Source organism: Corynebacterium marinum DSM 44953 (genome assembly GCF_000835165.1).
Taxonomy (GTDB): domain Bacteria; phylum Actinomycetota; class Actinomycetes; order Mycobacteriales; family Mycobacteriaceae; genus Corynebacterium; species Corynebacterium marinum.
This window is the reverse complement of the sequence record NZ_CP007790.1, coordinates 2,371,800-2,397,253: the sequence shown is the minus strand read 5'-3', so window position 1 is coordinate 2,397,253 and position 25,454 is coordinate 2,371,800. Positions and strand designations below refer to the sequence as shown.

The window sequence follows — 25,454 nt, the reverse complement described above, 5'->3', positions numbered from 1 at the left end:
GGCACCTCGTGCACACTGTTATTGTGCTGCGTCGCAGCATTCCACGGAAAGGACGCACCTCGTGAGCATCAACCGCAGCCCAGCCTCCCGCCTCCTGGCCGCTTTCGTCGCGGCCGGGACGCTGGCAGCCGGCACGGTCGCCTGCGCCGATCCACAGGAGAACGCCGCGCCGGAGAGCGCGGCGGCGTCGACCAGCGCCACGAGCACGACGGCTACCACGAGCACGACGACCACCACGAGCCGGGCGCCTGAACCCGCCGACATCGCCCGGGCGCGCGTGCCGGAGGAACAGCGCGCGAAGGCGGCGTCGCTGATGGTCGTCGGGGTGGACAACTACGACGACGCGCTGTGGAAGCTGCAGCAGGGGGTCGGCGGGATCTTCATCACCAGCTGGGCCAACCCCGAGCTGCTGACCACCCCGGGCCGCAATATCGTGGCGCTGCGGGAGGCCGTCGGGCGGCCCTTCTCCGTCTCCATCGACTTCGAGGGCGGCCGGGTGCAGCGGCACGACCACATCATCGGGCCGAGGATGTCCGCCCGGGAGATGGCCGCGACGATGTCGCCGGAGCAGGTGGAGCACTACGCCTTCGAACTGGGCAATTCCCTACGCTGGCACGGGGTGACGGTGGATTTCGCGCCGGTGCTGGACGTCGACGCCGCGGGCCTGGACATCATCGGCGACCGGGCCTTCTCCACCGACCCGTACGTGGCCGGCGAATACGGCGCCGCCTTCGCCCGGGGCCTGGCCGCGGCGGGGGTGACCCCCGTGTTCAAGCATTTCCCCGGCCACGGGCAGGCCAGCGGCGACACGCATCTCCAGCTGGCGGTCACCCCGCCGGTGGAGCAGGTCGTCGCCCACGATCTGCCGCCCTACGCCATCGCGCTGGGACAGAGCGGCGGCGCCGTGATGGTCGGGCACATGGTCGTGCCCGGCCTGGGTGACGGGACGACCCCCGCCAGCCTCGACCCCGCCACCTACACGCTGCTGCGCAGCGGAAACTACCCCGGCGGCGTCCCTTTCGAAGGGGTGGCCTACACCGACGACCTGACCGGCATGCGCGCGGTCACCGACCGCTACTCCCTTCCGCAGGCCGTCGTCGCCGCCGTCCGCGCCGGCGCCGATCAGCCCCTGTTCTCCAGCGGCGGGCAGCTCGTCGCGGCGATCGACGCCCTCGATGCCGCAGTCACCGCCGGGGAGGTTCCCGGGGAGCGTCTCGACGACGCCGCGCACCGCGTCCAGCTCCAGCTGCTGTCCTCCGGGGCCTGAGAGACTTCCGGCGGCGCCGTTCCCGCGGGTTCCGGCGGGTTCCGGCGGGTTCCGGCGGGTGAAAGAAGTAGGCAAACCTGCACGTGGCCATTACTGTGAGGTGTGTGAGTCAGTCAAGCAGCCAGCGCAGCGGTGGACGGGGGCTTCGCATCATCCTCGGGGTGGTCCTCGGCCTGATCGCTCTCGCCGCCATCGCGTACGGGGTGGATTACACCCTGACCAAGGGAAACGTCCCCCGCGGCACCACGGTCGGCGGTGTGGACATCTCGGGCATGAGCCCGGAGGAGGCGCAGTCGACCCTCGAGCGTGAGCTCGGAGGCGTGGTCGACCGGCCCGTGGCTGTCGCCGCCGGCGAGCGCACAAGCGAGTTCGTGCCCGCGCAGGCCGGCCTCAGCCTCGACTTCGCGGAGACGGTCGCACAGATCGGCACCGAACCGGCCAACCCCTTCCTCCGGTTGGAGGGGCTGGTCGGTTCCCCCAAGGAGACCGACATCGTCTCCGCCGCCGACGACGCCGCCCTCGAACCCGAGCTCGGCCGCATGCATACCGAGCTCAGCGCCGACCCAGCGGACGGCGCCGTCGCGCTTGTCGACGGCCGCGTGGACGTCACCGACCCCGTCAACGGCCAGGCCGTCGACCCCGCCGCCCTGCGGACCGCGGTCACCACCGACTGGCTCGACCCGGAGGGCGTGGAGGTCGACGCTGAGATCACCCCACCCGCCGTCGGCGAGGAGGCCGTCCAGGCAGCCGCCGATGGAGACGCCGCCGCTGCCGTCTCCGCACCCCTCACCGTCCGCGGGCGCGACGACGTCGCCGGCGTCATCGAGCCCGCCCGCATGGGCGAGGTCGTCACCTTCGTCCCCGACGGGGAATCACTGCGCACGGAGATCGACGTCGACGCCGCGCAGGTCATCCTCGCCCAGGATCTGGCGGGGACGGAATCCATCCGGCAGGACGCCCGCATCAGCTTCGCCGGCGGTTCCCGCCAGATCACCCCGCACATCGACGGCGTGAAACTCGACTGGGACGCCACCCTCGAGGGCTTCAACGAACGCCTGCTGAGCGCCGTCCCCGAGGACCGCGAATGGGAGGCCGTCTACGAGGACGACCCGGCCGAATTCACCACCGAGATGGCGCAGACCGCCACCTTCGACGAGGTTGTCGGCGAGTTCACCACCTCCGGCTACTCGGAGGCCTCCGGCGTCAACATCGCCCAGGTCGCATCCACGGTCAACGGCGCCATCGTCGCGCCCGGGGCCACCTTCTCCCTCAACGGTTTCACCGGCCCCCGCGGCGCCGCCCAGGGCTACGTCGAATCCGGGATCATCCTCGACGGCCGCGCGGGCGAGGCGATCGGCGGCGGCATCAGCCAGTTCGCCACCACCCTCTACAACGCCGCCTACTTCGCCGGCATGGAGGACGTCGCCCACACCCCGCACAGCTACTACATCTCCCGTTACCCGGCTGGCCGGGAGGCCACCGTGTACGAGGGTGCCATCGACCTGCGCTTCAAGAACACCTCCCAGTACCCGGTGCGCATCGAGACCTCGGTCGGCGGCGGCGACGTCGTCGTCCGGCTCACCGGCGTGAAGACCGTCGAGGTCGAGTCCGTCAACGGCGGCCGCTGGGCGCCTACCCAGCCGAAGGCGCAGACCGTCTCCGGCGACGACTGCATCCCCTCCGGCGGTGCCCCGGGCTTCACCACCTCCGACACCCGCATCATCCGCGATCTCTCCGGCAACGAGATCTCCCGCGAGACGAACACCACGGTCTACGACCCGCAGCCCATCGTCAGGTGCTCCTAGATGTCGGAGCGGCTCTTCGCCTACCCCTTCGCCGACATCTGGCAGCTCTACGTGGCCAAGGTCGAGCGCAAGGGCCGGACCGTGGCGGAACTCGAGCAGGTCGTCGGGTGGCTCACGGGCTACACCGGTGACCAGCTGCGCACCTTCGAGGGGGATCTGCGCGACTTCTTCGCCGTGGCGCCGGCCCTGAACAGCAACGTCGGCCTGATCAAGGGCGTCGTCTGCGGTGTGCGGGTCGAGGACATCGAGGACCCGCTCATGCAGCAGATCCGCTGGATGGACAAGCTCGTCGACGAGCTCGCCCGCGGGAAGAAGATGTCCAACATTCTGCGGGGCTGAACGGCTGCGCCGCCGGGGCCGGATCCGCGGTGGAGTGGACCTCGCGGCCTGAAACCGATCATTCCGGCCCCGAGGTCCATGCCGCCGCGGATTTCTCCTCCCGTGCAAAGAAGGCCGGGCCCAAGAATATTCCTGGGCCCGGCCTTCTTCTCGTGGAGCCGGCGACGAGAATCGAACTCGCACTCTCAGCTTGGGAAGCTGATGTTCTACCACTAAACTACGCCGGCATCGACGCTGCTCACATGCGCTGACGATCACTTTAGCACCGGCTCGGCCGCAGGCGGGAATTCCCCTGGTGGGCATGTCGGGGCCGGGGCTGACGTAGACTGGCCGACGTGCTTCTCTCCGATCGTGACATCCGTTCAGCCATCGAATCCGGCGACCTGGGGATCGAGCCCTTCGACCCGGACAACATCCAGCCCTCGAGCGTGGATGTCCGCATGGACCGTTTCTTCCGGGTGTTCAACAACTCCAAGTACACCCACATCGACCCGAAGCTGCGGCAGGACGAGCTGACCAGCCTGGTGGAGGTCGAGGAGGGGGAGTCCTTCGTCCTGCACCCGGGGGAGTTCGTGCTCGCCTCCACGCTGGAGAAGTTCACTTTGCCGGACAACCTGGCGGGCCGCCTCGAGGGCAAGTCCTCCCTGGGGCGTCTGGGGCTGCTCACGCACTCGACGGCCGGGTTCATCGACCCGGGTTTCTCCGGCTACATCACCTTGGAGCTCTCGAATGTCGCCAACCTGCCCATGACGCTGTGGCCGGGGATGAAGGTGGGGCAGCTGGCCCTGTTCGCCATGTCCTCGCCGGCTGAGGTGCCCTACGGCTCCGGGAAGCTGGGGTCGAAGTACCAGGGGCAGCGCGGCCCGACGCCGTCGAAGGCGTACCTGAATTTTCTCTGACGGAACCGCTCAATTGCTGACATTCATTCCCGTTTAATCCCCAGTTCATGTACGACCGGTAAGACTTGTTGTTATGCGTATGACTGTCATCGGCACCGGATACCTGGGTGCAACCCACGCCGCCTGCATGGCCGAGCTCGGCCACGAGGTGTTGGGCGTGGATGTGGATTCCGCCAAGATCGATTCGTTGAAGGCGGGTACCGTCCCGTTCTTCGAGCCTGGCCTGCCGGAGGTGCTCGCCCGAAACCTGGAGTCCGGCCGCCTGGACTTCACCACCGACTACCAGCGGGTCGCGGACTTCGCGCACGTGCACTTCCTGGGGGTGGGCACCCCGCAGAAGCGTGGTTCCTACGCCGCGGACCTGACCTATGTCCGCGCGGTGATCGAGGATCTGGTGCCGCTGCTCCACGGTGAGCACATCATCTTCGGCAAGTCGACCGTGCCGGTGGGCACCGCAGACGATCTGCAGGAACTTGCCGACAGCCTGGCCGGGCCCGGCACGAGCGTGGAGATCGCGTGGAACCCGGAGTTCCTGCGCGAGGGCTTCGCGGTCCAGGACACCATCTCCCCGGACCGCATCGTGCTGGGTGTCGGCCACGACGGGGGCCGGGCGGAGGAGGTCGCCCGCGAGGTGTACGCGGCGTCGATAAGCGGCGGGACGCCGTTCCTCGTGATGGACCGGGTGACCTCGGAGCTGGTGAAGGTCTCGGCGAACGCTTTTTTGGCCACGAAGATCTCTTTCATCAACGCCGTGGCCGAGATCTGCGAGATCGCCGGCGGCGACGTGACGAAGCTGGCCGACGCCATCGGTTACGACGAGCGCATCGGGCGGAAGTTCCTCGGCGCCGGTCTGGGCTTCGGCGGCGGCTGTCTGCCCAAGGACATCCGGGCGTTCATGGCGCGCGCCGGCGAGCTGGGGGCAGATCAGGCGCTGACGTTCCTGCGGGAGGTCGACGCGATCAACATGCGCCGCCGCGACCGGGTGGTGCAGCTGACCCGGCAGCTGTGCGACGGCAACCTGCTCGGCCACCGCGTCACCGTCCTGGGGGCGGCGTTCAAGCCGAACTCGGACGACGTGCGGGATTCGCCGGCGCTGTCGGTGGCCGGTTCCCTGTCGCTGGCGGGTGCGGATGTGTCCGTGTTCGACCCCCAGGCCATGGATAACGCGCGGAAGGTGTTCCCGACGCTGAACTACGCGGATTCGGCCGAGGAGGCGCTCGAGGGCGCCGACGTGGTGGTCCTGGCCACGGAGTGGGCCCAGTTCCGGGAGCTCGATCCGGTCGAGGTCGGCGGGATTGTCGGCCGGAAAGTCATCATTGACGGCCGCAACGTCCTGCCCGTTGGGAAGTGGCAGGACGCGGGCTGGAACATCCAGGCCCTCGGCCGAACCCTCTAGCCTGGAGGGCATGACGCCCTTCTCGCTTTCCGACGCCCCCGTCACCTCCCTGCCGGGTTTCCGCCGCGTGTTCCCCCGCGGGCGCCTCACCCTCGGGCTCTTCCTTCCCCTCGACGCCGGTCGGGCGGAACACCCGGAGGTGGACATCGTCAGGCAGGTGGAGCTGGTCCGGCGGTCAGAGGCGGCCGGGTTCGCCGCCGTGTGGCTGCGCGACATCCCGCTCCGGGATCCCGACTTCGGCGACGTGGGGCAGGTGTGGGACCCGGTGAGTTACCTGGGGTACCTGGCGGCGTCGACGAGCGAGATCGCGCTGGGCACCGGCGCCGTGGTGGCGCCGCTTCGCCACCCGCTGCACCTGGCGAAGCAGGCTGCCAGCATCGACCACCTCAGCGGCGGGCGTTTCCTCTTCGGGGTGGCCACCGGCGACAGGTCGAGCGAATTTCCCGCCTTCGGGGTGGAGGAGGGCAGTCGCAACGAGGTGTTCCGCGAACATCTCCGGGTGATGCAGCAGGCATGGACCACCGAGAAACGGGGCATCCGCCGGTCAGGCGGGCGGATGTGGGGCGGCGACGTCGTCCCCAAGCCGCTGGCGACTCGTCCGCCGCTGCTCACGGTTGGTTCATGCCTGCAGTCGATGGCCTGGCACCGCGAGCACGCGGACGCTCACGTCACTTACCAGCGCCCGTTGCCCGTCCAGCAGAAGTATGTGGCCGGTTGGCGGGAGGAGGGAAATGACAAACCCTTCGCCATGTCGATGTCCCTCGACCTGCACCCGGACGTCGACGCCGAACCGGGCCCCATCAAATTCGGCTGGCGGCTCGGCGCGCGGCACCTGATCCGTATCCTGCACGAGCTGGAGGACATGGGCGTGGACCATGTCATCCTCGGCCTCAAGCGGGGCACCCGGCCCGCGGACGAGGTGCTCGAGGAACTCATCGAGCACGTCCTCCCGGACTTCCGGGCCTGAGCGCTACTGCTTGTAGCTGACCAGGAAGTTGCCCAGCCGTTCGATGGCGTTCTCCAGCTGGGACGCCCACGGGAGGGTGACCAGGCGGAAATGGTCGGTATGCGGCCAGTTGAAGCCGGTGCCCTGGACGAGCAGGATCTTCTCGGCGCGCAGGATGTCGAGCATGAGTTTGGCGTCGTCGTGGATCTCGTAGATGTTGGGATCCAGTCGGGGGAAGGCGTAGAGCGCGCCCATGGGCTTCACGCAGCTCACGCCGGGAATCTCGTTGAGCTTCTCGAAGGCGACGTTGCGCTGGTTGAGCAGGCGGCCACCGTCGCCGGTGAGCGCGTAGATGGACTGCCGTCCGCCCAGCGCCACCTGGATGCCGTGCTGCGCGGGCACGTTCGGGCACAGGCGGGTGCCGGCGAGCAGCTCGAGGCCCTCGATGAAGCCGCGGGCGTGCTCCTTCGGACCCGTCAGCACCATCCAGCCCGCCCGGTAGCCCGCGACGCGGTAGGCCTTGGACAAGCCGTTGTAGGTGATGGTCAGCAGATCCGGTGCGAGCGTGGCCAGGGAGATGTGCTCGGCGTCGTCGTAGAGGATCCGGTCGTAGATCTCGTCGGCGAGGATGAGCAGCTGGTATTCGCGTGCGACGTCGACAATTTTCTGCAGCACCTCGCGCGAGTACACCGCACCAGTCGGGTTGTTCGGGTTGATCACCACGATGGCCTTGGTCTTTTCGTTGACCTTCGAGCGGATGTCCTCGATGGAGGGGTTCCAGTCGTCCTCCTCATCGCAGAGGTAGTGCACCGGCTTGCCGCCCGCCAGCGAAGTGGCGGCGGTCCACAGCGGGTAGTCGGGGGCGGGGATGAGGACCTCGTCGCCGTCGTTGAGCAGGGCCTGCGTGGTCATGGTGATGAGCTCGGACACGCCGTTGCCCAGGAAGACGTCCTCGACGTCGAAGTCCGGGAAGTCGTCGATCAGCTCGTAACGGGTGACCACGGCGCGGCGGGCGGGGATGATGCCCTTCGATGTGGAGTAGCCCTGCGCGGTCGGCAGGGCGGCGATCATGTCCCGCATGATGACGTCGGGAGCGTCGAAACCGAAGGTCGCCGGGTTCCCCGTGTTCAGCTTGAGGATGTGGTGGCCGTCCGCTTCCAGACGCTCCGCCTCTGCCGCCACCGGGCCTCGGATCTCGTAGAGAACGTCCTTCATCTTGTTCGACTGGTCGAACACGCGGGGACGTCGGCGGTTAGGGGTCGGGGAGTCGGTCTCGCTCATGCGCTCCATGTTGCCACTAGCGGGTCCGGTTGGGAAAGGAAGGCTACTTTTTCCCGCGGTCCAGCGCCTTGTTCACGAAATCCATGGCCTTGTTCGTCAGCTCCGCGGTCTGGGCGCGCCGTTCCGCCCGGAGGGCGGCCAGTTTATCCTGCTCAGCCACCCGCAGCTCGGCCGCGCGCAACTGCTCCGTCGTCCGCAGCTCCTTGATCCGCTGCTTATCGACGGCCCGCGCGCTCGGCACATGCCAGGACTTCGGCCCGATCTTCATGATGTACAACAGGATCCACACCGTCGGAATCAGGAAGATCAGCAGGCCCGCCAGGGGAGTGGTGCCGGCGAGGATCGCCGAGCCCGCGATGCTGCCCACAGTGGTCAGGCCCAGGAGGCCGAGCCTGGTCTTGCGCCCCTCGCGGTAAGCGCTCTCAATTTCCTGGGCGGAATAGAGCCGGCCGACCTCCGTGCCCGGTTTCCCCTGGAACTGTGGGATATCCCGGAACAGGGGCTCCAGATCCGAGTGGACCTCCGCCTTGGCGATCTCCACGCACCGCTGGTCGTACTCGTCGACCGTCAGCCGACCCTCCGAGAACGCCCGCCCCAGGGTGGACATGGCGGCGTTGCGTTCGGCGTCGCTCAGTCTCATGTCCGGCTGGTTCGCGGGGTACCTCATACTCATGCCCTGATCCTACTGCGTCCACATGAGCGGCAAATCGGGGATGTTCCCGATATCTCCCCTCAGAGCGCGCCCTCGTATGACGTGGGGCGCATCCGCGCCGGCCTGATCACCGGGCAGTCACTTCACCGAACTTCCTGGCGAGCGGAGCCACCAGCGACGGCCGGACAATGACGAGAGCCACGGCGACCACCGCCATGGAGAGCACGAAGAGCACGAATCCGGTCCAGTTGGTGGAATCCTCCGCGGCGTACATGTGGTTGAGGTTGCGCAGGGCTCCGGTGGCGAAGACCAGGAAGACGTGGATGACGGTGAATACCACGAAATAGACCATCACCGGGAAGTGTAGATTTCGGGCGAGAGCGATCGGAAATGCGGAGTTCAGCGAGCTGTTGTCCTTGGGCCAGTACGCGGAGAGCCGGTATCCCGTGACGATGGCCAACGGGGCCGCGATGAACACGGTGATGAAGTAGGCCAGCTCCTGCAGGCTGTTGTAGTTGACCCAGGAGTTGTGGGTCGGCCAGTCCAGGGACAGGTACTGCAGGCCGGCCGACACCGCATTCGGGAACACGTCCCAGCTGGTGGGGATGATCCGCATCCACTGGCCGGTGGCGAACAACAGTACGTAGAAGAGTGCACCGTTGATGATCCACAGCAGATCCAGAATCAGATGCGTCCACAGTGTCAGGCTGATCTTCTTCCCCCCACGTTTCGACCGCCAGTAACCCTGCGGCCGGCGTTCCCGGTTGATCTGGATGCCCGTCCTGATGATCAGGAAAAGGAAGAACATGTTGAAGAAGTGCTGCCAGCCCAGCCATGCGGGGATGCCCACCGGGGCGTTCTCAGGCAGGGCGTACTCGCCCGGGTACCTGGTGACGAACTCATCCACGGCCTCCAGCCCCATGAGCCAACGTGCGAACAGCACTGCAATGGCGGCCACCACGAGGAGTGCCACGAACACGGCAGCGGCGCTTGCGGCCCACTGCTTCCGGGACAGCGGTGTCAGAAGGCGCAGTCGGACGGAGCGTTCCTTCTTCGGTTGGGTCTCCACATGGTCGTCGTCGGCCGGGGATCCCTTCTGGAGGGGGGCGGCGACGGGTAGAGCGGAAACCGGTGCGGGAGCAGCTCCGCCCGGTGCGGGAGCAGCTCCGCCCGGTGCGGGAACGGCACCACCGGGTGCGGGAGCAGCTCCGCCCGGTGCGGGAGCAGCTCCGCCCGGTGCGGGAACGGCACCACCGGGTGCGGGAGCAGCTCCGCCCGGTGCGGGAACGGCACCACCGGGTGCGGGAGCAGCTCCGCCCGGTGCGGGAACGGCACCACCGGGTGCGGGGACGGCTCCGCCCGGTGCGGGAACGGCACCACCGGGTGCGGGGACGGCTCCGCCCGGTGCGGGGACGGCGCCACCGGGAGCTGGGACGGCGCCACCCGGTGCGGGAACGGCGCCACCGGGAGCTGGGACGGCGCCACCCGGTGCGGGAACGGCGCCACCCGGTGCGGGGACAGCTCCACCCGGTGCCGGGACAGCACCGCCGGGAGCAGGAACGGCTCCACCAGGTGTGGGAACGGCGCCACCGGGAGCTGGGACGGCGGATCCGGGTGGGGGCGGGAATTGGTTGTTCTTCTTACCTTCTGAGGTGCCGTCCATAGTCAATGTCGTTTCCTGCTGCAGGGGTCGAGGGTGGATTCGGGAGCTTCGGGGAAGTGTTGTCGGGACGTGTCATGCGGGGCAATCTTCAGTGACGAGGTTATCTGCCGGAGAAATAATCTCCATATTTCCGCGGACTTCGATTCCCTCCCTGGTGGGGCGAATATCAACGGATCTCGACCACCGGAAATATGAACTGCATAGTCTATATTTACAGTACTAAGAAGTCTAGATTTGGCCAGCGCGCCGGACGGACCTCGCAAGGCGCGGGTGGGGCCTTCCCTATCCCTCCGACTCGAACTGGGACTGGTGCAGGCGGAAGTACGGACCCTGCGCCTTGAGAAGGGATTTGTGGTTGCCCTGTTCGACGATGCGGCCGTTCTCCAGGACGAGGATGAGGTCGGCGTCGCGGATCGTCGACAGGCGGTGGGCGATCACGAAGGAGGTGCGGTCGGCGCGCAGGGCGCTCATGGCGCGCTGGACCAGGACCTCGGTGCGGGTGTCCACGGAGGAGGTTGCCTCGTCCAGGATCAGCAGCGCGGGCCGGGCGAGGAAGGCGCGCGCGATGGTGACGAGCTGGCGTTCGCCGGCGGACAGCGACCCGCCGTCCTGCGAGATCGCTGTGTGGTAGCCCTCCGGCAGGGAATGGACGAAGCGATCCACATAGGTGGCCCGGGCTGCCTCAACGACCTCCTCGTCGGTGGCGTCGAGACGCCCGTAGCGGATGTTGTCCATGATGGTGCCCTCGAAGAGCACGGCATCCTGGAGCACCATGCCCACCTGGGAGCGGAGATCCTCCCGGGACAGCGTGGAGACATCGACGCCGTCGAGCAGGATCTTCCCCGAGGTGACGTCGTAGAAGCGCATAATGAGGTTCACCAGGGTCGTCTTCCCGGCCCCCGTGGGCCCCACGATGGCGGCGGTCTGTCCGGGTTCGACCCGCAGGTTGAGGTCGCGGATCAGTTCCTCCTCCGGGGAGTAGGAGAATGACACGTTCTGGAACTCCACCAGGCCCCGGGCCCGGCCACCCACGGTGGCGGAGACGTCGTCGGGGGTCTGGGAGGGGGCGTCGAGAAGCTCGAAGACGCGCTCAGCGGAGGCGACGCCGGACTGGAGCATCTGCATCATGCCGGCGAGCTGGCCCAGGGGCTGGTTGAATTCGCGTGAGTACTGGATGAAGGCGGTGGCGTCACCGAGCGTCAGCTGCCCCTGGGCCACGCGGAGCCCACCGACGACGGCGATGCCGACGTAGGAGAGGTAGGAGATGAACTGCATGATCGGCATCATGGTGCCCGCGAGGAACTGCGCGGAGGCGGACGAGCGGTAGAGTTCCTCGTTGCGCTCGTTGAACTCGGCGGCCATGACCTCGCCGCGGCCGAAGACCTGGACGATGGCGTGGCCGGAGAAGGATTCCTCGATGTGGCCGTTGAGGTGGCCGGTGGACTTCCACTGGGCGGCGAACTGCTTCTGCGAACGGGGACCGATCACCGCCACCACCACGCCGGTCATCGGAATCGCCACGAGCGCGAGCAGCGCCAGCTGCCAGGACACGGAGAACATCATGATGACGATGCCGATGATCAGCAGTACCGAGTACACCAGCTGCGAGAACGCCTGTTGCAGTGCCTGCTGCACGTTGTCCACGTCGTTGGTGGTGCGCGAGAGCAGGTCGCCGCGCTGCCGGGCGTCGAAGTAGCTCAGGGGGAGGGAGTTGATCTTGGCCTCGACGTCCGCGCGCAGGCCGTAGACGACCTTCATCACCAGGTCGTTGAGGATGCGCCCCTGCAGCCACATGAACACTGAGGAACCGGCGTACATGCCGATCACCGCCACGATGAGCCAGCCCAGGCGGGTGAAGTCGACGCCCTGGCCGGGCGTGAGATCCATCGCCGAGGCCATGTCCGCGAAAGTGTCCTGCCCCTGGGCGCGCAGGCCCTCGATGACCTGTTCCTTCGACAACCCGGCCGGCAACTGCCGTGAGATCACGCCCGAGAAGATGACGTCCATCGCCTGGCCCAGCACCTTCGGTGCCCACACGACGAGCATCACACACACCGCGACCAGCGCGAAGACGGCCGTCAGCGCCATGCGGTGCGGTGCCAGCAGTCCGATGAGGCGCCGGGCGGAGGGCCAGAAGGCCCTGGCCTGGCGTGGTGCGGATTCGCCCCAGCCGGTTTCGCCGACCTTCTCCTCCAGCTCGAGAATCTCCTGTTCCGAGAGGTGCTCGGTCATCGTGCCTCCTCCGGGGTGAGCTGGGACTCCACGATCTCGCGGTAGGTGGGCGAGGACTCGAGCAGGTCTTCGTGGGTGCCGCGCGCGACGATCCGCCCGGCCTCCATGACCAGGATTTGGTCGGCGTGGATGATCGAGGCGACGCGCTGGGCGACCACGATCATCGTCGCCTCGGCCATGCGCGGAGCCAGTGCGGTGCGCAACCTGGCATCGGTGATCAGGTCGAGGGCGGAGAATGAGTCGTCGAAGAGGTGGACCTTCGGCTTCGCCGCCAGCATGCGCGCGATGCTCAGACGTTGGCGCTGACCGCCGGAGACGTTCGTGCCGCCCTGTGCGATCGGCATCTCCATCCCGAGTTCGTGCTCGCGCACGAAGTCCGCCTGGGCGACGTCGAGTGCCTCCCAGAGTTCCTCGTCGGTGGCGTCCGGGGCCCCGAGCCGCAGGTTGGAGGCCACCGTCCCGGAGAAAAGGTAGGGCTTCTGCGGCACCAGTGAGACCCGTTCGACGAGGTCGGCACGGGACAGGTCGGTCACCTCGACGCCGTCGATGAGCACGGAACCTCCCGTGGCGCGGTACAGCCTCGGGAGCAGCGACAGCAGCGTCGTCTTACCCGATCCGGTTGCGCCGATGACTGCGGTGACCTGGCCGGGGACGGCGCGGAACGAGATGTCGGAAAGCACCGGCTGATCGGCGCCCGGGTAGGTGAAGGTGACGTTGCGCAGCTCCACCTCACCCCGCAGGTACTGCGGGGCCACCGGGTACGCCGGTTCGGTTATCGACGCCTCCCTGCCCAGCACCTCATCGATCCGGCGGGCGCAGATGATGGCGCGCGGCAGCATCATCGCCATGAACGTTCCCATCATGACTGCGACGAGAATCTGCAGCAGATACTGCAGGAAAGCGGTCAGTGAACCGACCTGGACCAGGCCCTGATCGACACGATGACCGCCGAACCACAGGACCGCGCCGGTGGAGAGGTGGAGGATGAGCGTGATGACGGGCCCCATGAGCACGAAGATCCGCCCGATGCGGACGGAGATGTCGGTGATCTCGCGATTCGCGTCGTCGAAACGCCGCGTCTCGTGCTCCTCGCGGGTGAAGGCGCGGACGACGCGGATGCCGGTGATCTGTTCGCGGAGGATGCCGTTCAACCGGTCCAGACGGGCCTGCATCCCGGTGAACAGCGGCATCAACTTCGCCACCAGCACCGACACTATCGCCGCCAGCACGAACACGGAGACCCACACGAGCCAGGACAGGCCGGCGTCCTCCCGCGTGGCCATGACGATGCCGCCGATGCTCATGATGGGCGCGGCCACCATGAAGTTGAGGATCATCAGGTAGACCATCTGCACCTGCTGCACATCATTGGTGCCGCGCGTGATCAGGGTCGGGGTGCCGAAATGGCCCATGTCCTCCGCCGAGTAGGAGGAGACCCGGTCGAAGACCTCCCGGCGCAGGTCCCGGCCCAACCCCATCGCGGTCCGTGCACCGAACCACACCGCGGTGACAGCTGCGATGACCTGCACAAACGAGACCATGAGCATCACAGCGCCGCGGTCCCAGATGTAGGCGACGTCACCCCGGGAGACGCCGCCGTCGATGATCTCGGCGTTCAGCGAGGGAAGATAGAGGGTGGCCAGCGTCGTTATGGTCTGCAGCACCACGACCGCCGCCACGTATCCCGCATAAGGTCTCGAGCGCGTGACGAGGATTCTGATCAGTTCCACGGGGTTCCTTACAACGCGGAGGAATAAGGCGAAGTCAAGGCTAGACCTTCCTGCGCCTCCCTGTCTGCCCCTGCTTATCGACGCCGTCGTGGTTGGCGCCCGGCCCCGCCTCGTCTGTGAGGCAGGCGCTTTCCGGGGGATGGGATAACCGCGCCGTATTTCCTGTGGTGTTTCGACGGAGGGAGCCGCCGTGGACCGACGCCAGCTCGAGTACTTCGTGGCAGTGGCCGAGAAACTGCACTTCGGGCGTGCGGCGGAACGGCTGTTGATGGCGCAGATGGTCGAGCTGGGTCGGGGGGTTTTGATCGCTCTGCGATATAGACAGTGGGGGCGAGGTGGTGGTCGGCATTTCCGCGCCGGGCAAGCCCCGGGTGTTCATGCCCCACGCCGGAGGGGTGGAGAGCTACGCCGCGGCATCCCTGGCCTGATCCTCCCCGCATCTCGGTTGCTCAACACCCGTTCACGGTGATCGTCGTGAACGGGCCTTCGGTGCCTGCCCGGATGGTTGCCGAGGCAACGTAAGGTGCCCTGCATCCAAGGGATGCAGGGCACGGGGGCGAACAGGGGAAAGTGTCGGCGCTGGATGCCACCCAGGTTCAGATGGCTGCGCCCCACGGTCTTACATCGCCGACATAATCCAAATGATCAGGGCAATGATTGCCAGAACGCCGACGATGGTCCAGATCAATCCACTTCCACGCATGTCATTCTCCTTTCATGGGTTTGTTCTCATCCGATTCTAACCATGAACTTCAAGTTTGTGGTGTGCATCATGGAGAATTCTGCTGAAAATTAGCCTCACCTGCGGTGGGAAAGGTTTCTGCGGTGGCGGGTGAACGGCCGCGGGGCGGCGATTACACGCAGACCGGAACTGCCCGGGCGTGGCGGACCATCTCCTCCCAGTCGACGATCTTCTTGCGCTCGCGGCCCTCGGCCTCGCCCAGGGCACGCTCCTCGGCGTCGAGCTGGTACCAGCCCTGCCAGGAGGTGTAGGCGATGCCACGGTCGTCGAGAAGCGAGATGATGGCGTCCGGGTCAGAGACCTCGCGGGACAGGCGGCCGGCGGTGGCGTCGGCGAAGAGCATGTCGGTGGTCTGTTTGGCGTCGGACTTGGTGTTGCCGATCAGGCCGATGGGGCCGCGCTTGATCCAGCCGGTGGCGTAGAGGCCGGGCAGCGGTTCACCGGCGTTGTCCAGGACGTGTCCGCCGTCGTTGGGGATCACGGCCACGCGATCGTCGAAAGGCACGCCGGGGACGGGGTCGGATTCGTAGCCGACGGCCCGGTAGACGGCCTGGACCGGCCAGTCGGTGAACCTGCCCGTTCCGCGGGCGCCGCCCTCGCCGTCGAGTTCGGTGCGCTCGGTGCGCAGCCCGACTACCCTGCCGTCCTTCTCCAGGATCTCGACAGGCTGCTCGAAGAGGTGGATCTGCAGGGTGTGCGGGGCGTCCTTGGGCTCGCGGAGGGCATAGCCCTCGAGGATCTGGCAGACCAGGTCCTGGGACTTCGAGGCGCGCCGGGCCTCCTCGGAGGCGGCGTCGTAGTCGATGTCCTCCGGGTCGACGACCACGTTGATGGTGGGGGAGTGGTCGAGCTCCTTGAGTTCCTGCGGGGTGAACTTGGCCTGCGCGGGGCCGCGGCGGCCGAAGACGTGGACCTCGCGGGCCTGGTTCTGCTTGAGGGAGGCGTAGACGTTGTCCGGGATCTCCGTGACCTTCAGCTCGTCGGCCGTCTTGGCCAGGACGCGGGCGACATCGAGGCCGACGTTGCCCACACCGATCACCGCCACCTGCTCGGCGGAGAGGTCCCAGTCGCGGGAGAAGCGGGGGTTGCCGTCGTAGAAGCCGACGAAGTCCGCGGCACCGAAGGAGCCCTCGGCCTCCACGCCGGGAATGTCCAGCGCCCGGTCGCGCACGGCGCCGGTGGCGAAGACGACAGCGTCGTAGTGCTCGCGGAGCTCCTCTGCGGTGATGTCCCTGCCCACCTCGATGTTGCCCAGCAGCCGCAGGCGCGGGCGGTCCAGCACGTTGTGGAGAGACTTGACGATGCCCTTGATGCGCGGGTGGTCGGGGGCGACTCCGTAGCGGATCAGGCCGAAGGGGGCGGGCATCTGCTCGAAGAGATCGACGTAGATCTCGTGCTCCTCGTTGCGGATGAGGAGGTCGGAGGCGTAGATGCCGGCGGGGCCGGCGCCGATGACTGCGACGCGCAGGGACTGCTGGGTGCTCAAGGAAAGTCCTTTCGTAGACCGGTTGGTCTGTGAAGTTAGCACCATCCGGTTCGACTGCCAAGGGTTTCGCCCTTTTTGGCGGGATCTCATGCTGTGGTCTTTTTCTATTCATTCCCGCGTTCATGGCGTATGTCCAGTTGAAAGCCCTGAAATCCGGGACAATCCCCCATCCGCGCGACTGTGAATGAAAGAAACTGTTGGCATAGACCGTCCGGTACGGCAGACTGCGGACAGCGAACATCGACGGGCCGCTACAGGGCGGCGTCAAAAAGAATAGATAGACAGACTGGTACGTAAATTGGAGAAGCCATGACAGTGAGCACCACCACCCGGAAGCGCCCGGCGCGCGCCCGGAAGCCGGAGGGCCAGTGGAAGATCGACGGCACCGCCCCGCTGAACCACGTCGAGGAGGTCAAGCAGGAGGAGGACGTCCTGGCGGTGAAGCAGCGGATCATCGACATCTACTCCAAGCAGGGCTTCGATTCGATCCCGGCCGACGACATCGCACCGCGCTTCAAGTGGCTGGGCATCTACACGCAGCGCCGGCAGGATCTGGGCACTGAGCTGACCGGCCAGATCCCGGATTCGGAGATGCAGGACAAGTACTTCATGATGCGGGTGCGTTTCGACGGCGGTCTGGTCACCCCGGAAAAGCTGCGCGCCGTCGGCGAGGTCTCCCGCGATTACGCGCGCTCCACCGCCGACTTCACGGACCGGCAGAACATCCAGCTGCACTGGCTGCGCATCGAGGATTTCCCGGCCATCTTCGAGAAGCTCGAGTCCGTCGGGCTGAACTCCGAGCTGGGTTGCGGCGACGTGCCGCGCATCATCCTCGGTTCTCCCGTGGCGGGTGTGGCCGCGGAGGAGATCATCGACGCCACCCCGGCGATCGAGGAGATCCAGCGCCGTTACCTGCCGGACCCGGAGCTGCACAACCTGCCGCGCAAATTCAAGTCCGCCATCTCCGGGCATTCCCGCCAGGACGTCACCCATGAGATCCAGGACGTCTCCTTCATCGGCTCCGTCCACCCCGAGCACGGCCCCGGCTTCGAGTGCTACGTCGGCGGCGGCCTCTCGACCAACCCGATGCTGGCGCAGTCCCTGGGCGCCTGGATCCCGCTGGACGAGGTCCCCGAGGTGTGGGCGGCCGTAGCCAAGGCCTACCGCGACTACGGCTACCGCCGCCTGCGCAACCGGGCGCGCCTGAAGTTCCTGGTGGCGGAGTGGGGTGTGGAGAAGTTCAGGGAGGTCCTCGAAGACGAATACCTGGAGCGCAAGCTCATCGACGGCCCCCGCCAGCCGATCAACCCCGGCTACCGCGACCACATCGGCATCCACCCGCAGAAGGACGGCAGGTTCTACCTGGGCGTGAAGCCGACCGTCGGCCACACCACCGGCGAGCAGCTCATCGCCATCGCCGAGGTGGCCGAGCAATTCGGCGTCTCCCGCATCCGCACCACCGCGGAGAAGGAGCTGCTCTTCCTCGACATCGAGCGCGAGAACCTCGCCCCACTGGCCGCGGCACTGGATGAGACCGGCCTGTACTCGAAGCCCTCCGAGTGGCGCCGCAACATCATGTCCTGCACCGGCCTGGAGTTCTGCAAGCTCGCGCACACCACCACCAAGTCCCGCGCCGTCGAACTGGTCGACGAGCTGGAGGAGCGCATCGGCGACATCGACGTGCCGGTCCGGATCGCCCTCAACGGCTGCCCCAACTCCTGCGCCCGCACCCAGGTCGCGGACATCGGTTTCAAGGGCCAGACGGTCACCGACGCGGACGGTAACCGGGTCGAGGGCTTCCAGGTCCACCTGGGCGGTTCCATGAACCTGGGCGCCAACTTCGGCCGCAAGGTCAAGGGCCACAAGGTACTCGCCGACGAGGTCGGCGACTACGTCACCCGCGTCGTGGAGAAGTTCCGCGACCAGCGGCTGGACGGGGAGACCTTCCAGGAGTGGGTCCAGCGCGCCGACGAGGAGGACCTCAAATGAGTTTCACCCGCCCCGTGCTGCGCCGCGAACCCAACCCCAACCGCAACCACCCGCTGCACTGCCCCTGGTGCGCCGGCGAGGACCTCTTCCCCAACGAGATCGAGGACTTCGGCTGGCTGTGCCGCGACTGCACACGCGTGTTCTCGGTCCGCTACTACGGCCAGGATGCACCCGAACACCGCCCGGCGCCGGCGCGTTCCACCAGCCAGGCCATCCAGAATTCCCTCGCCCGCCACGGTCATCTGCAGGAGGAGCCGAAATGAATCTGCTGAACGCCACCGCGGCCGCCGCGGTCGCCGACCTGCGGGACCCCGGGGTCAGCCCCGGAGGGCCCACCACCACGGGTGAGCTGTCCGGGAAGGTGCGGGAGGAGAACGCGCGGCTCGTCGAGAAGCACGCGGACGAGCTCTACGACGCCGATGCGGCCACGATCCTGGAGTGGGCCGCCGAGCACGTCCCCGGGCGGACCGCGGTGACGCTGTCGATGGAGAACACCGTCCTCGCGGAGCTGGCCGCGCGCCACCTGCCCCAGGCGGACCTGCTCTTCCTGGACACCGGCTACCACTTCGACGAGACGCTCGAGGTGGCCGGCCGGGTCGACGCCCGGTACCCGCAGCTGCTGGTCACCGCGAAGCCGCGGCTGAGCCGCGCCCAGCAGGACAGCACCTACGGCGCGAACCTGTACCGCTCCAACCCGGCCGCCTGCTGCCGGATGCGCAAGGTCGAGCCGCTCGCGGTGAACCTCACCCCCTACGCGGGGTGGGTCACCGGGCTGCGCCGCGCCGACGGCCCCACCCGGGCCGCCGCTCCGGCACTCAGCCTCGACCCCACCGGCCGGTTGAAGATTTCTCCGATCATCACCTGGTCGCTCGAGGCCACCGAGGCGTTCATCGACGACAACAACCTCATCGTCCATCCGCTGACCAGGCAGGGCTACCCGTCCATCGGGTGCGCCACCTGCACCCTCCCCGTCGCCGAAGGCGAAGACCCCAGGGCCGGCCGTTGGGCCGGACAGAACAAGACAGAATGCGGGCTCCACTCATGACCACTGCCGTGACAACCTCCCTCTCCCCCCACCTCAAGGACCTCGAGAACGAGTCCATCCACATCCTCCGCGAGGTAGCGGGGCAGTTCGACAAGATCGGGCTGCTCTTCTCCGGCGGCAAGGACTCCGTCGTCGTCTTCGAACTCGCCCGCCGCGCTTTCGCCCCGGCGTCCGTGCCCTTCGAGCTGCTGCACGTGGACACCGGCCACAACTTCCCCGAGGTCATCGATTTCCGCGACCGCCTCGTGGAGCGGACCGGCGCCCGGCTGCGGGTGGCCGAGGTCCAGGACTGGATCGACCGCGGCGACCTCGTCGAACGTCCCGACGGCACCCGCAACCCCCTGCAGACCGTCCCGCTGGTGGAAACCATCGCCGAGCAGGGCTACGACGCCGTCCTCGGCGGCGCCCGCCGCGACGAGGAGCGCGCCCGCGCCAAGGAGCGAGTGTTCTCCGTGCGCGATTCCTTCGGCGGCTGGGACCCCCGCCGCCAGCGCCCCGAGCTGTGGGACCTGTACAACGGCGGCAAGCTGCCGGGCGAGAACATCCGTGTGTTCCCCATCTCCAACTGGACTGAGGCCGACATCTGGGAGTACATCGGTGCCCGCGGCATCGAGCTCCCGCCGATCTACTTCGCCCACGACCGCGAGGTCTTCGAGCGCGGCGGCATGTGGCTGACCGCCGGCGAGTGGGGCGGCCCCCGCGAAGGCGAGGAGCTGGTGACCCGGCAGGTGCGCTTCCGCACCGTCGGCGACATGTCCTGCACCGGCGCCGTGCTTTCCGACGCCGCCGACGTCGAGGCCGTCATCGCCGAGATCGCCACCTCCACCCTCACCGAACGTGGCGCCACGCGCGCCGACGACCGACTGTCCGAATCCGCCATGGAAGACCGCAAGAAGGAGGGCTACTTCTGATGTCCGCGCCCACAGCAACCCCGTCCACCGTCCGCGACACCCTGACCGACCGCGAGACCCTGCGGCTGTGCACCGCCGGCTCCGTCGACGACGGCAAATCCACCTTCGTCGGCCGCCTGCTGCACGACACGAAGTCCGTCCTGGCGGACACCCTCGCCTCCGTCGCGGCGACCTCCGCCGACCGCGGCTTCGACGGGTTGGACCTGTCCCTGCTGGTCGACGGCCTGCGCGCCGAGCGCGAGCAGGGCATCACCATCGACGTCGCCTACCGCTACTTCGCCACGGGTCAGCGCGCCTTCATCCTCGCCGACACCCCCGGCCACGTGCAGTACACGCGCAACACCGTCACCGGCATCTCCACCTCCCAGGTGGTGGTCCTGCTTGTCGACGCCCGCCACGGCGTCGTCGAGCAGACCCGCCGCCACCTCACCGTCGCTGCGCTGCTGGGTGTGCGCACCGTCATCCTCGCGGTGAACAAGATCGACCTGGTCGACTGGTCCGAGGATGTCTTCCGGGGCATCGAGGCCGAGTTCACCGGACTCGCCTCCGGCCTGGGCGTCGACGACCCCCACGTCGTGCCGATCTCCGCGCTGCTCGGCGACAACGTCGTCGTCCCCTCGGAGAACCTGCCCTGGTACCCGGGCCCGACCGTGCTCGAGCTGCTGGAGAGCGTGGAGGTCCACCGCGGCCGTTCGCACGACCTCGACTTCCGGCTGCCCGTCCAGCACGTCATCCGCGAGCACGCCACCGACTACCGCGGTTACGCCGGGCGTATCGACGCCGGGCGCATCCGCCCCGGCGACACCGTCCACCTCTCCCACGGGCGCACCACGCAGGTCACCGGCATCGACACCGCCGACGGTCCCGTCGGGGAGGCCGCCGCCGGTGACTCGGTGGTCCTGCTCCTGGCCGACGACATCGACCTGGCCCGCGGCGACCTCATCGCGGGCGCCGGCCGCCCCACCGAGGTCCGCACCTTCCCCGCCACCCTCGTGGCGCTGACCGAAAAGCCCCTCGCCGAGGGGGCGGCCGTGAAGGTCCGCTACGGCACGGCACTCGTCCGCGGCCGCATCGCCGCGGTGGAGCGGGTGCTGGACCTGGACGGCAACGCGGACGTCGAGAAGCCGGACGCGGTGAACCTCAACGACATCGCCCACGTCCGCATCGAGACCGCCGCCGAGCTGCCCGTCGAGCCCTACGCCGCGCGCGGCGCGGTGGGCAACCTGCTGCTCATCGACCCGGCGAGCGGCAACACGCTGGCCGCCGGTTTCGTCGGCCACCGGCTGCGCGGGGAGTAGCCGTGACGGCGCTGATCACCCTCTCCCACGGATCCCGCCACCCGCAGGCGGAGCCCGGCATCCGTCGGCTCACGGCCCTGGCCGGGGAGATCGCCGGCGTGGATGCGCTCGCCGCGCACCTCGAGTTCGACGAGCCCTCCCTCGCCGCCGCCGCCGCCCTCGCCGCCGAACGCGGCCACGACGACGCCATCGTCGTGCCGCTGCTGTTCACCCGCGCCTTCCACGCCCGGCACGATGTGCCAGAGGCGCTGGAACAGGCGCGGGCGGCGACGGGCATCAACCTCCGGCTGGCAGAAGGGCTGGGCACCGGCCCCGAGATCGCCGCCGTGCTGGCGGAGAGACTGGCCGCCGACGCCCCCGAGGGGGCACACGTGGCGCTCTACCCGGCCGGGACCTCGGACCCGGGCGGGGTGGCGGCGCTCGCGCAGCTGGGTGAACTGATCGCCGCACTGTCCGGACGCGGGGTCACCGTCGTCCCCGCCACCGGCCCCGTCGACCCCGGTGCCGGCCTGATCGAGGTGGCGGCCGAACACGATTCCGTGCACATCCTGCCGCTGTTCGTCACCGAAGGCCTCCTGCTGGACCGGATCACCACCCTCATCACCCGCATCCAGGACGCCACCGGGGCGCGCATCACCCACTCGACCCCCCTGGCCGCCGACCTCGCGGCCCTGGTGGCGGGCAGGCACACGGAGAGGGCAGCCACGTGAAGGCACTCATCCTCATCGCCATTGCGGGCCTGGCCGCCCAACTCGTCGACGGCGGCCTGGGCATGGGCTTCGGCGTCACCTCCACCACCATCCTCATCGTGCTCGCCGGCCTCGGCCCCGCGCACGCCTCCGCCGTGGTCCACGCCGCGGAGCTGGGCACCACCCTGGTCTCGGGGTTCAGCCACTGGAAATTCGGCAACGTCGACTGGTCGGTGGTGCTGCGCCTCGGCGTCCCCGGCGCTCTCGGCGCCTTCGCCGGCGCGACCTTCCTGTCGAACATCTCCACCGAAGCCGCCGCGCCTGTCACAGCAGCCATCCTCACCCTCATCGGCATGAACCTGGTGTGGCGTTTCTCCCGGGGCAGGGTCAGACGCGCGGCCGGCGACCGCTCCTACCGGCGGGGGTTCCTCGGCGGTCTGGGAGTGTTCGGTGGATTCATCGATGCCTCCGGCGGCGGCGGCTGGGGCCCGGTGACCACGTCCACCCTGCTGACCATGGGAAAGGCGGAGCCGCGCCGGATCGTCGGCACCGTCAACACCGCGGAGTTCCTCGTCACCGCCGCGGCGACGCTGGGATTCGCCATCGGGATGTGGGACGAGATCGTCCAGTACCTGCCGGCGGTCCTGGCCCTGCTCATCGGCGGCTGCGTCGCGGCGCCCGTCGCCGCCTGGCTGGTCAGCCGCCTGGACGCCGTGCTGCTCGGCGGCGTCGTGGGCACCCTGCTCGTGGTCCTGAACCTGCCGGCGGTCCTGGGTGTGGCGGGCGTGGAGGGAGCCGCCGTCGTCGGCGTGCGGATCGCTGCGGTCATCGCCGGTCTGGGCTTCGCCGTCCTCGGCTACCGCCGTGCGAAGGCGGCCCGCGCCCACGACGTGCCGCCGCTGACCGGGGAGACGGTCGCCCCCGAGGGCGTGCTCGCCCGCCAGCGGACGCGCTGAGCGGGGGGACTGCGGTGACAGCCGCGGGCGTCGAGAAGCGGCGGGGGAGTTCGTCACGTATGTTTTCCGATTCCGCCCCGGGGGCCACTACACTCACCGACCATGACCGCACCCCTGTTCGTCGCCGCCGTTGCGGGCGAGGCCGCCCACCTTCCCGAGGGCTCTGACGTCCTGATCACCGGAATCGGCACCCTGCCGGCCGCGATCTCCCTGACCCTGACGCTCGCCGAGCGCCGCGCGGCCGGCAACCTGCCCTCCCGCATCATCAACATCGGCACGGCCGGAGCGCTGCGCGACGACCACACCGTCGGCGTCTACGAGATCGACCGCGTGCACAAGCACGACTTCCAGTCCGCCGAGATCCCCGGCGTGACGGGCGAGGCACTGCCGCTCACCTTCGAGCCGGAGACCTCCGGCCGCTTCCCGACAGCCCAGCTCGCCACCGGCGACACGTTCGTCGAGGACTCCGCGACCCGCGACCGACTGGCGCAGGACGCCGGCCTCGTGGACATGGAGGGTTACGCGGTGTGCGCCGTGGCGTACCACTTCAACATCCCGGTGACCCTGCTCAAGCAGATCTCGGACAACGCGGACGAGGAGACCGCCTCGGGCTGGGCGGAAGCCGTCGACCCCGGCGCTGTCCAGCTGGCCGAGGCGGTCCGCCTGCTGGTGGAAACCACCACTCAGGCCTAACTGCTCCGTCCCGGTTACTCCGGCCTGGTCGATGCGACCGTGCGGTAACCGGACTCGGCGCCGCTGTCCTCGTCGACGGCGGCGTCTTCTTCTTTCTGCCCGGCCTCGGACTTGCGCCGGCCCACCGAGATCAGTTTCTCCCGGACGGCGGTGAACGCCTCCCAGGAGGTGAGGGTGCTCCCCTTCGCGGTGGCGATCTCGATGTCGTCGATGGTGATTTCACCGGCGCGCAGGGCCACCAGCTCGGAGTGGTAGCGGAACCACACGGCGCCGACCGCGGCGACCGGGACCGCGAGGAAGGCGCCGACGATGCCGAAGAGGGTGGAGCCGAGCGTCACCGACAGCAGCACCACGGCGGCGTGCAGGTTCATGGCCTTGGACTGCAGCACCGGCTGGAGAATGTTGCCCTCGATCTGCTGCACCGCGATGATGAGCAGTAGCACGAACAGGGCGTTGGTCACTCCGTTGGTCACCAGGGCGATGATCACCGCCAGCGCGCCGGCGGTGAAGGCGCCGACGATGGGGATGAACCCGGCGAAGAAGGTGATCACGGCCAGCACGAAGGCCAACGGCACGCCGAGGAGCAGCAGGCCGATGCCGATGAACGTGGCGTCGACGAACGAGACGATCGCCTGGGTGCGGATGAAACCGGCGAGCGTGTTCCAGGAGCGGGTGAGCACCTCGGTGAGGTGCCAGCCCGCGTTGGCTCCGGTGTACTTGCGCAGCCACGGCAGGAACTTGTCGCCGTCCTTGAGGAAGAAGAACGTGAGCACCAGCATCACGACGAGGGTGACCACCACCGACGTCGCCGCGCTCAGGCCCGTGAACACCCCGGACGCAATCTGCGAGGACTGGTCCTGGAGGTATCCCGTGAGGTCGTTGAGAACCCCGTCGAACTCTCCCAGATCAACGTTGAAGGGCGGCCCCTGGATCCGTTCGGACACCTGCCGGATGCCTGCGGCGGCCTGTTCGACCAGGTCGGCGCCCTGATTCCGGACGATGGGGGCCATCGCGGCGAAGATGCCGCCGATGACGGCGAAGAATCCGACCAGGACGACGACCGTCGCCAGGGCGGGAGCGAATTTCAGCTTGTCGCGGAGCAGCTTCGTCGGCGGCCAGAGCACGGTGGCGACCAGCAGCGCCAGGACGATCGGCAGGATGCCCGCCCAGATGAAACCGAGGATCCGGCCCAGAATGTATGTGGCGGCGACGAAGATGATGAAACGCAGCGCCCAGCCAGCGGCCCACCGGCCGTCGCGGCCGATGAAGACCGCGCGGTCGGTGACGTCATCGTCATCCTGCCGGTTGGTGACGTCCTGGGGGTTGTCGGAGAGTTCGGCGTAGTCGGAAACCGTCTCCGCGAAGTCGCGGGTGTCGGTGCCGGTCTCGCCGGGTTCGTGGGGATCAGTGGAGGTGCTCATCAGGACTCTCATTC

23 protein-coding genes and 1 tRNA gene are annotated in these 25,454 nt (G+C 68.1%); 15 read left to right on the top strand and 9 right to left on the bottom strand.

The annotated features are described in order from the left end of the window. Positions 1-67 precede the first annotated feature (67 nt). From B840_RS11330 to B840_RS11320, 3 genes are all read left to right on the top strand, one after another. The gene (locus B840_RS11330) at positions 68-1,267 is read left to right on the top strand and encodes a glycoside hydrolase family 3 N-terminal domain-containing protein (RefSeq protein ID WP_042622751.1); all 1,200 of its coding nucleotides are present in this window, start codon (positions 68-70) and stop codon (positions 1,265-1,267) included. A gap of 104 nt (positions 1,268-1,371) precedes the next feature. Further along, positions 1,372-3,072, top strand: a complete 1,701-nt coding sequence (locus B840_RS11325) for a VanW family protein (protein WP_042622219.1) — start codon at positions 1,372-1,374, stop codon at positions 3,070-3,072. Beyond that, positions 3,073-3,411: a DUF2200 domain-containing protein gene (locus B840_RS11320; protein ID WP_042622218.1), complete on the top strand. Its 339-nt coding sequence runs from the start codon at positions 3,073-3,075 to the stop codon at positions 3,409-3,411. 153 nt (positions 3,412-3,564) lie between these two features. Here the strand turns inward: B840_RS11320 and B840_RS11315 are convergent. Next, positions 3,565-3,638 (bottom strand) — tRNA-Gly (locus B840_RS11315). Between the two features lie 108 nt (positions 3,639-3,746). On the opposite strand from B840_RS11315, the gene dcd reads away from it, so the two are divergent. From dcd to B840_RS11300, 3 genes are all read left to right on the top strand, one after another. Further along, a complete protein-coding gene (gene dcd, locus B840_RS11310; protein WP_042622217.1) occupies positions 3,747-4,310 on the top strand; it encodes a dCTP deaminase in 564 nt (187 codons plus the stop codon). A 73-nt stretch (positions 4,311-4,383) separates the two neighbouring features. After that, positions 4,384-5,706, top strand: coding sequence for a UDP-glucose dehydrogenase family protein (locus B840_RS11305; RefSeq protein WP_042622216.1), 1,323 nt, complete (start codon positions 4,384-4,386; stop codon positions 5,704-5,706). 10 nt (positions 5,707-5,716) lie between these two features. Beyond that, the gene (locus tag B840_RS11300; protein WP_042622215.1) at positions 5,717-6,673 is read left to right on the top strand and encodes an LLM class oxidoreductase; all 957 of its coding nucleotides are present in this window, start codon (positions 5,717-5,719) and stop codon (positions 6,671-6,673) included. 3 nt (positions 6,674-6,676) lie between these two features. Here the strand turns inward: B840_RS11300 and B840_RS11295 are convergent, their stop codons facing one another. The 6 genes from B840_RS11295 to B840_RS11275 all read right to left on the bottom strand — a co-directional run bounded on the left by B840_RS11295 (position 6,677) and on the right by B840_RS11275 (position 14,210). Continuing rightward, positions 6,677-7,933 (bottom strand): pyridoxal phosphate-dependent aminotransferase, encoded by a 1,257-nt coding sequence (locus B840_RS11295; protein WP_042622214.1) that lies wholly within the window; start codon positions 7,931-7,933, stop codon positions 6,677-6,679. Positions 7,934-7,976: 43 nt separating this feature from the next. Then, positions 7,977-8,606 carry a DUF1707 SHOCT-like domain-containing protein gene (locus tag B840_RS11290; protein ID WP_042622213.1) on the bottom strand — a complete coding sequence of 210 codons (630 nt, stop codon included), beginning with the start codon at positions 8,604-8,606 and terminating at the stop codon, positions 7,977-7,979. A 106-nt stretch (positions 8,607-8,712) separates the two neighbouring features. Further along, entirely contained in the window at positions 8,713-9,564 is an 852-nt protein-coding gene (locus B840_RS13900; protein WP_229676616.1) for a cytochrome b/b6 domain-containing protein, read from the bottom strand. A gap of 41 nt (positions 9,565-9,605) precedes the next feature. Next, entirely contained in the window at positions 9,606-10,175 is a 570-nt protein-coding gene (locus B840_RS13895; protein WP_229676615.1) for a hypothetical protein, read from the bottom strand. Positions 10,176-10,530: 355 nt separating this feature from the next. Then, entirely contained in the window at positions 10,531-12,480 is a 1,950-nt protein-coding gene (locus B840_RS11280; protein WP_042622211.1) for an ABC transporter ATP-binding protein, read from the bottom strand. Further along, positions 12,477-14,210 (bottom strand): ABC transporter ATP-binding protein, encoded by a 1,734-nt coding sequence (locus B840_RS11275; protein WP_042622210.1) that lies wholly within the window; start codon positions 14,208-14,210, stop codon positions 12,477-12,479. Before B840_RS11275 ends, B840_RS11280 begins: the two co-directional genes overlap by 4 nt. 190 nt (positions 14,211-14,400) lie before the next feature. Between B840_RS11275 and B840_RS14070 the strand changes: the two genes are divergently transcribed. Further along, a complete protein-coding gene (locus tag B840_RS14070; protein ID WP_373285102.1) occupies positions 14,401-14,679 on the top strand; it encodes a LysR family transcriptional regulator in 279 nt (92 codons plus the stop codon). Between the two features lie 385 nt (positions 14,680-15,064). Here the strand turns inward: B840_RS14070 and B840_RS11270 are convergent, their stop codons facing one another. Further along, positions 15,065-16,438 (bottom strand): FAD-dependent oxidoreductase, encoded by a 1,374-nt coding sequence (locus B840_RS11270; protein ID WP_229676614.1) that lies wholly within the window; start codon positions 16,436-16,438, stop codon positions 15,065-15,067. A gap of 309 nt (positions 16,439-16,747) precedes the next feature. Here B840_RS11270 and B840_RS11265 point away from each other — a divergent pair, with 309 nt between their 5' ends. The 8 genes from B840_RS11265 (at position 16,748) to B840_RS11230 (ending at position 24,019) form a co-directional block, all read left to right on the top strand. Continuing rightward, positions 16,748-18,427: a nitrite/sulfite reductase gene (locus B840_RS11265; RefSeq protein ID WP_042622209.1), complete on the top strand. Its 1,680-nt coding sequence runs from the start codon at positions 16,748-16,750 to the stop codon at positions 18,425-18,427. Then, positions 18,424-18,690 carry a hypothetical protein gene (locus B840_RS11260; protein WP_042622208.1) on the top strand — a complete coding sequence of 89 codons (267 nt, stop codon included), beginning with the start codon at positions 18,424-18,426 and terminating at the stop codon, positions 18,688-18,690. Before B840_RS11265 ends, B840_RS11260 begins: the two co-directional genes overlap by 4 nt. Then, positions 18,687-19,472, top strand: a complete 786-nt coding sequence (locus B840_RS11255; protein ID WP_042622207.1) for a phosphoadenylyl-sulfate reductase — start codon at positions 18,687-18,689, stop codon at positions 19,470-19,472. The genes B840_RS11260 and B840_RS11255 overlap by 4 nt, the downstream gene beginning before the upstream one ends. Beyond that, positions 19,469-20,383: a sulfate adenylyltransferase subunit CysD gene (gene cysD, locus B840_RS11250; RefSeq protein ID WP_042622206.1), complete on the top strand. Its 915-nt coding sequence runs from the start codon at positions 19,469-19,471 to the stop codon at positions 20,381-20,383. The genes B840_RS11255 and cysD overlap by 4 nt, the downstream gene beginning before the upstream one ends. Next, positions 20,383-21,681: a sulfate adenylyltransferase subunit 1 gene (locus tag B840_RS11245; protein ID WP_042622205.1), complete on the top strand. Its 1,299-nt coding sequence runs from the start codon at positions 20,383-20,385 to the stop codon at positions 21,679-21,681. The genes cysD and B840_RS11245 overlap by 1 nt, the downstream gene beginning before the upstream one ends. A gap of 2 nt (positions 21,682-21,683) precedes the next feature. Beyond that, complete coding sequence (locus B840_RS11240; RefSeq protein ID WP_042622204.1) at positions 21,684-22,391, top strand: sirohydrochlorin chelatase; 708 nt, start codon at positions 21,684-21,686, stop codon at positions 22,389-22,391. Then, entirely contained in the window at positions 22,388-23,326 is a 939-nt protein-coding gene (locus B840_RS11235; protein ID WP_042622203.1) for a sulfite exporter TauE/SafE family protein, read from the top strand. The genes B840_RS11240 and B840_RS11235 overlap by 4 nt, the downstream gene beginning before the upstream one ends. Positions 23,327-23,428: 102 nt before the next feature. Beyond that, a complete protein-coding gene (locus B840_RS11230; RefSeq protein ID WP_042622202.1) occupies positions 23,429-24,019 on the top strand; it encodes a nucleosidase in 591 nt (196 codons plus the stop codon). A gap of 14 nt (positions 24,020-24,033) precedes the next feature. Here B840_RS11230 and B840_RS11225 read toward each other — a convergent pair whose 3' ends face one another. Next, entirely contained in the window at positions 24,034-25,440 is a 1,407-nt protein-coding gene (locus B840_RS11225) for an AI-2E family transporter (RefSeq protein ID WP_084603002.1), read from the bottom strand. Positions 25,441-25,454 lie beyond the last annotated feature (14 nt).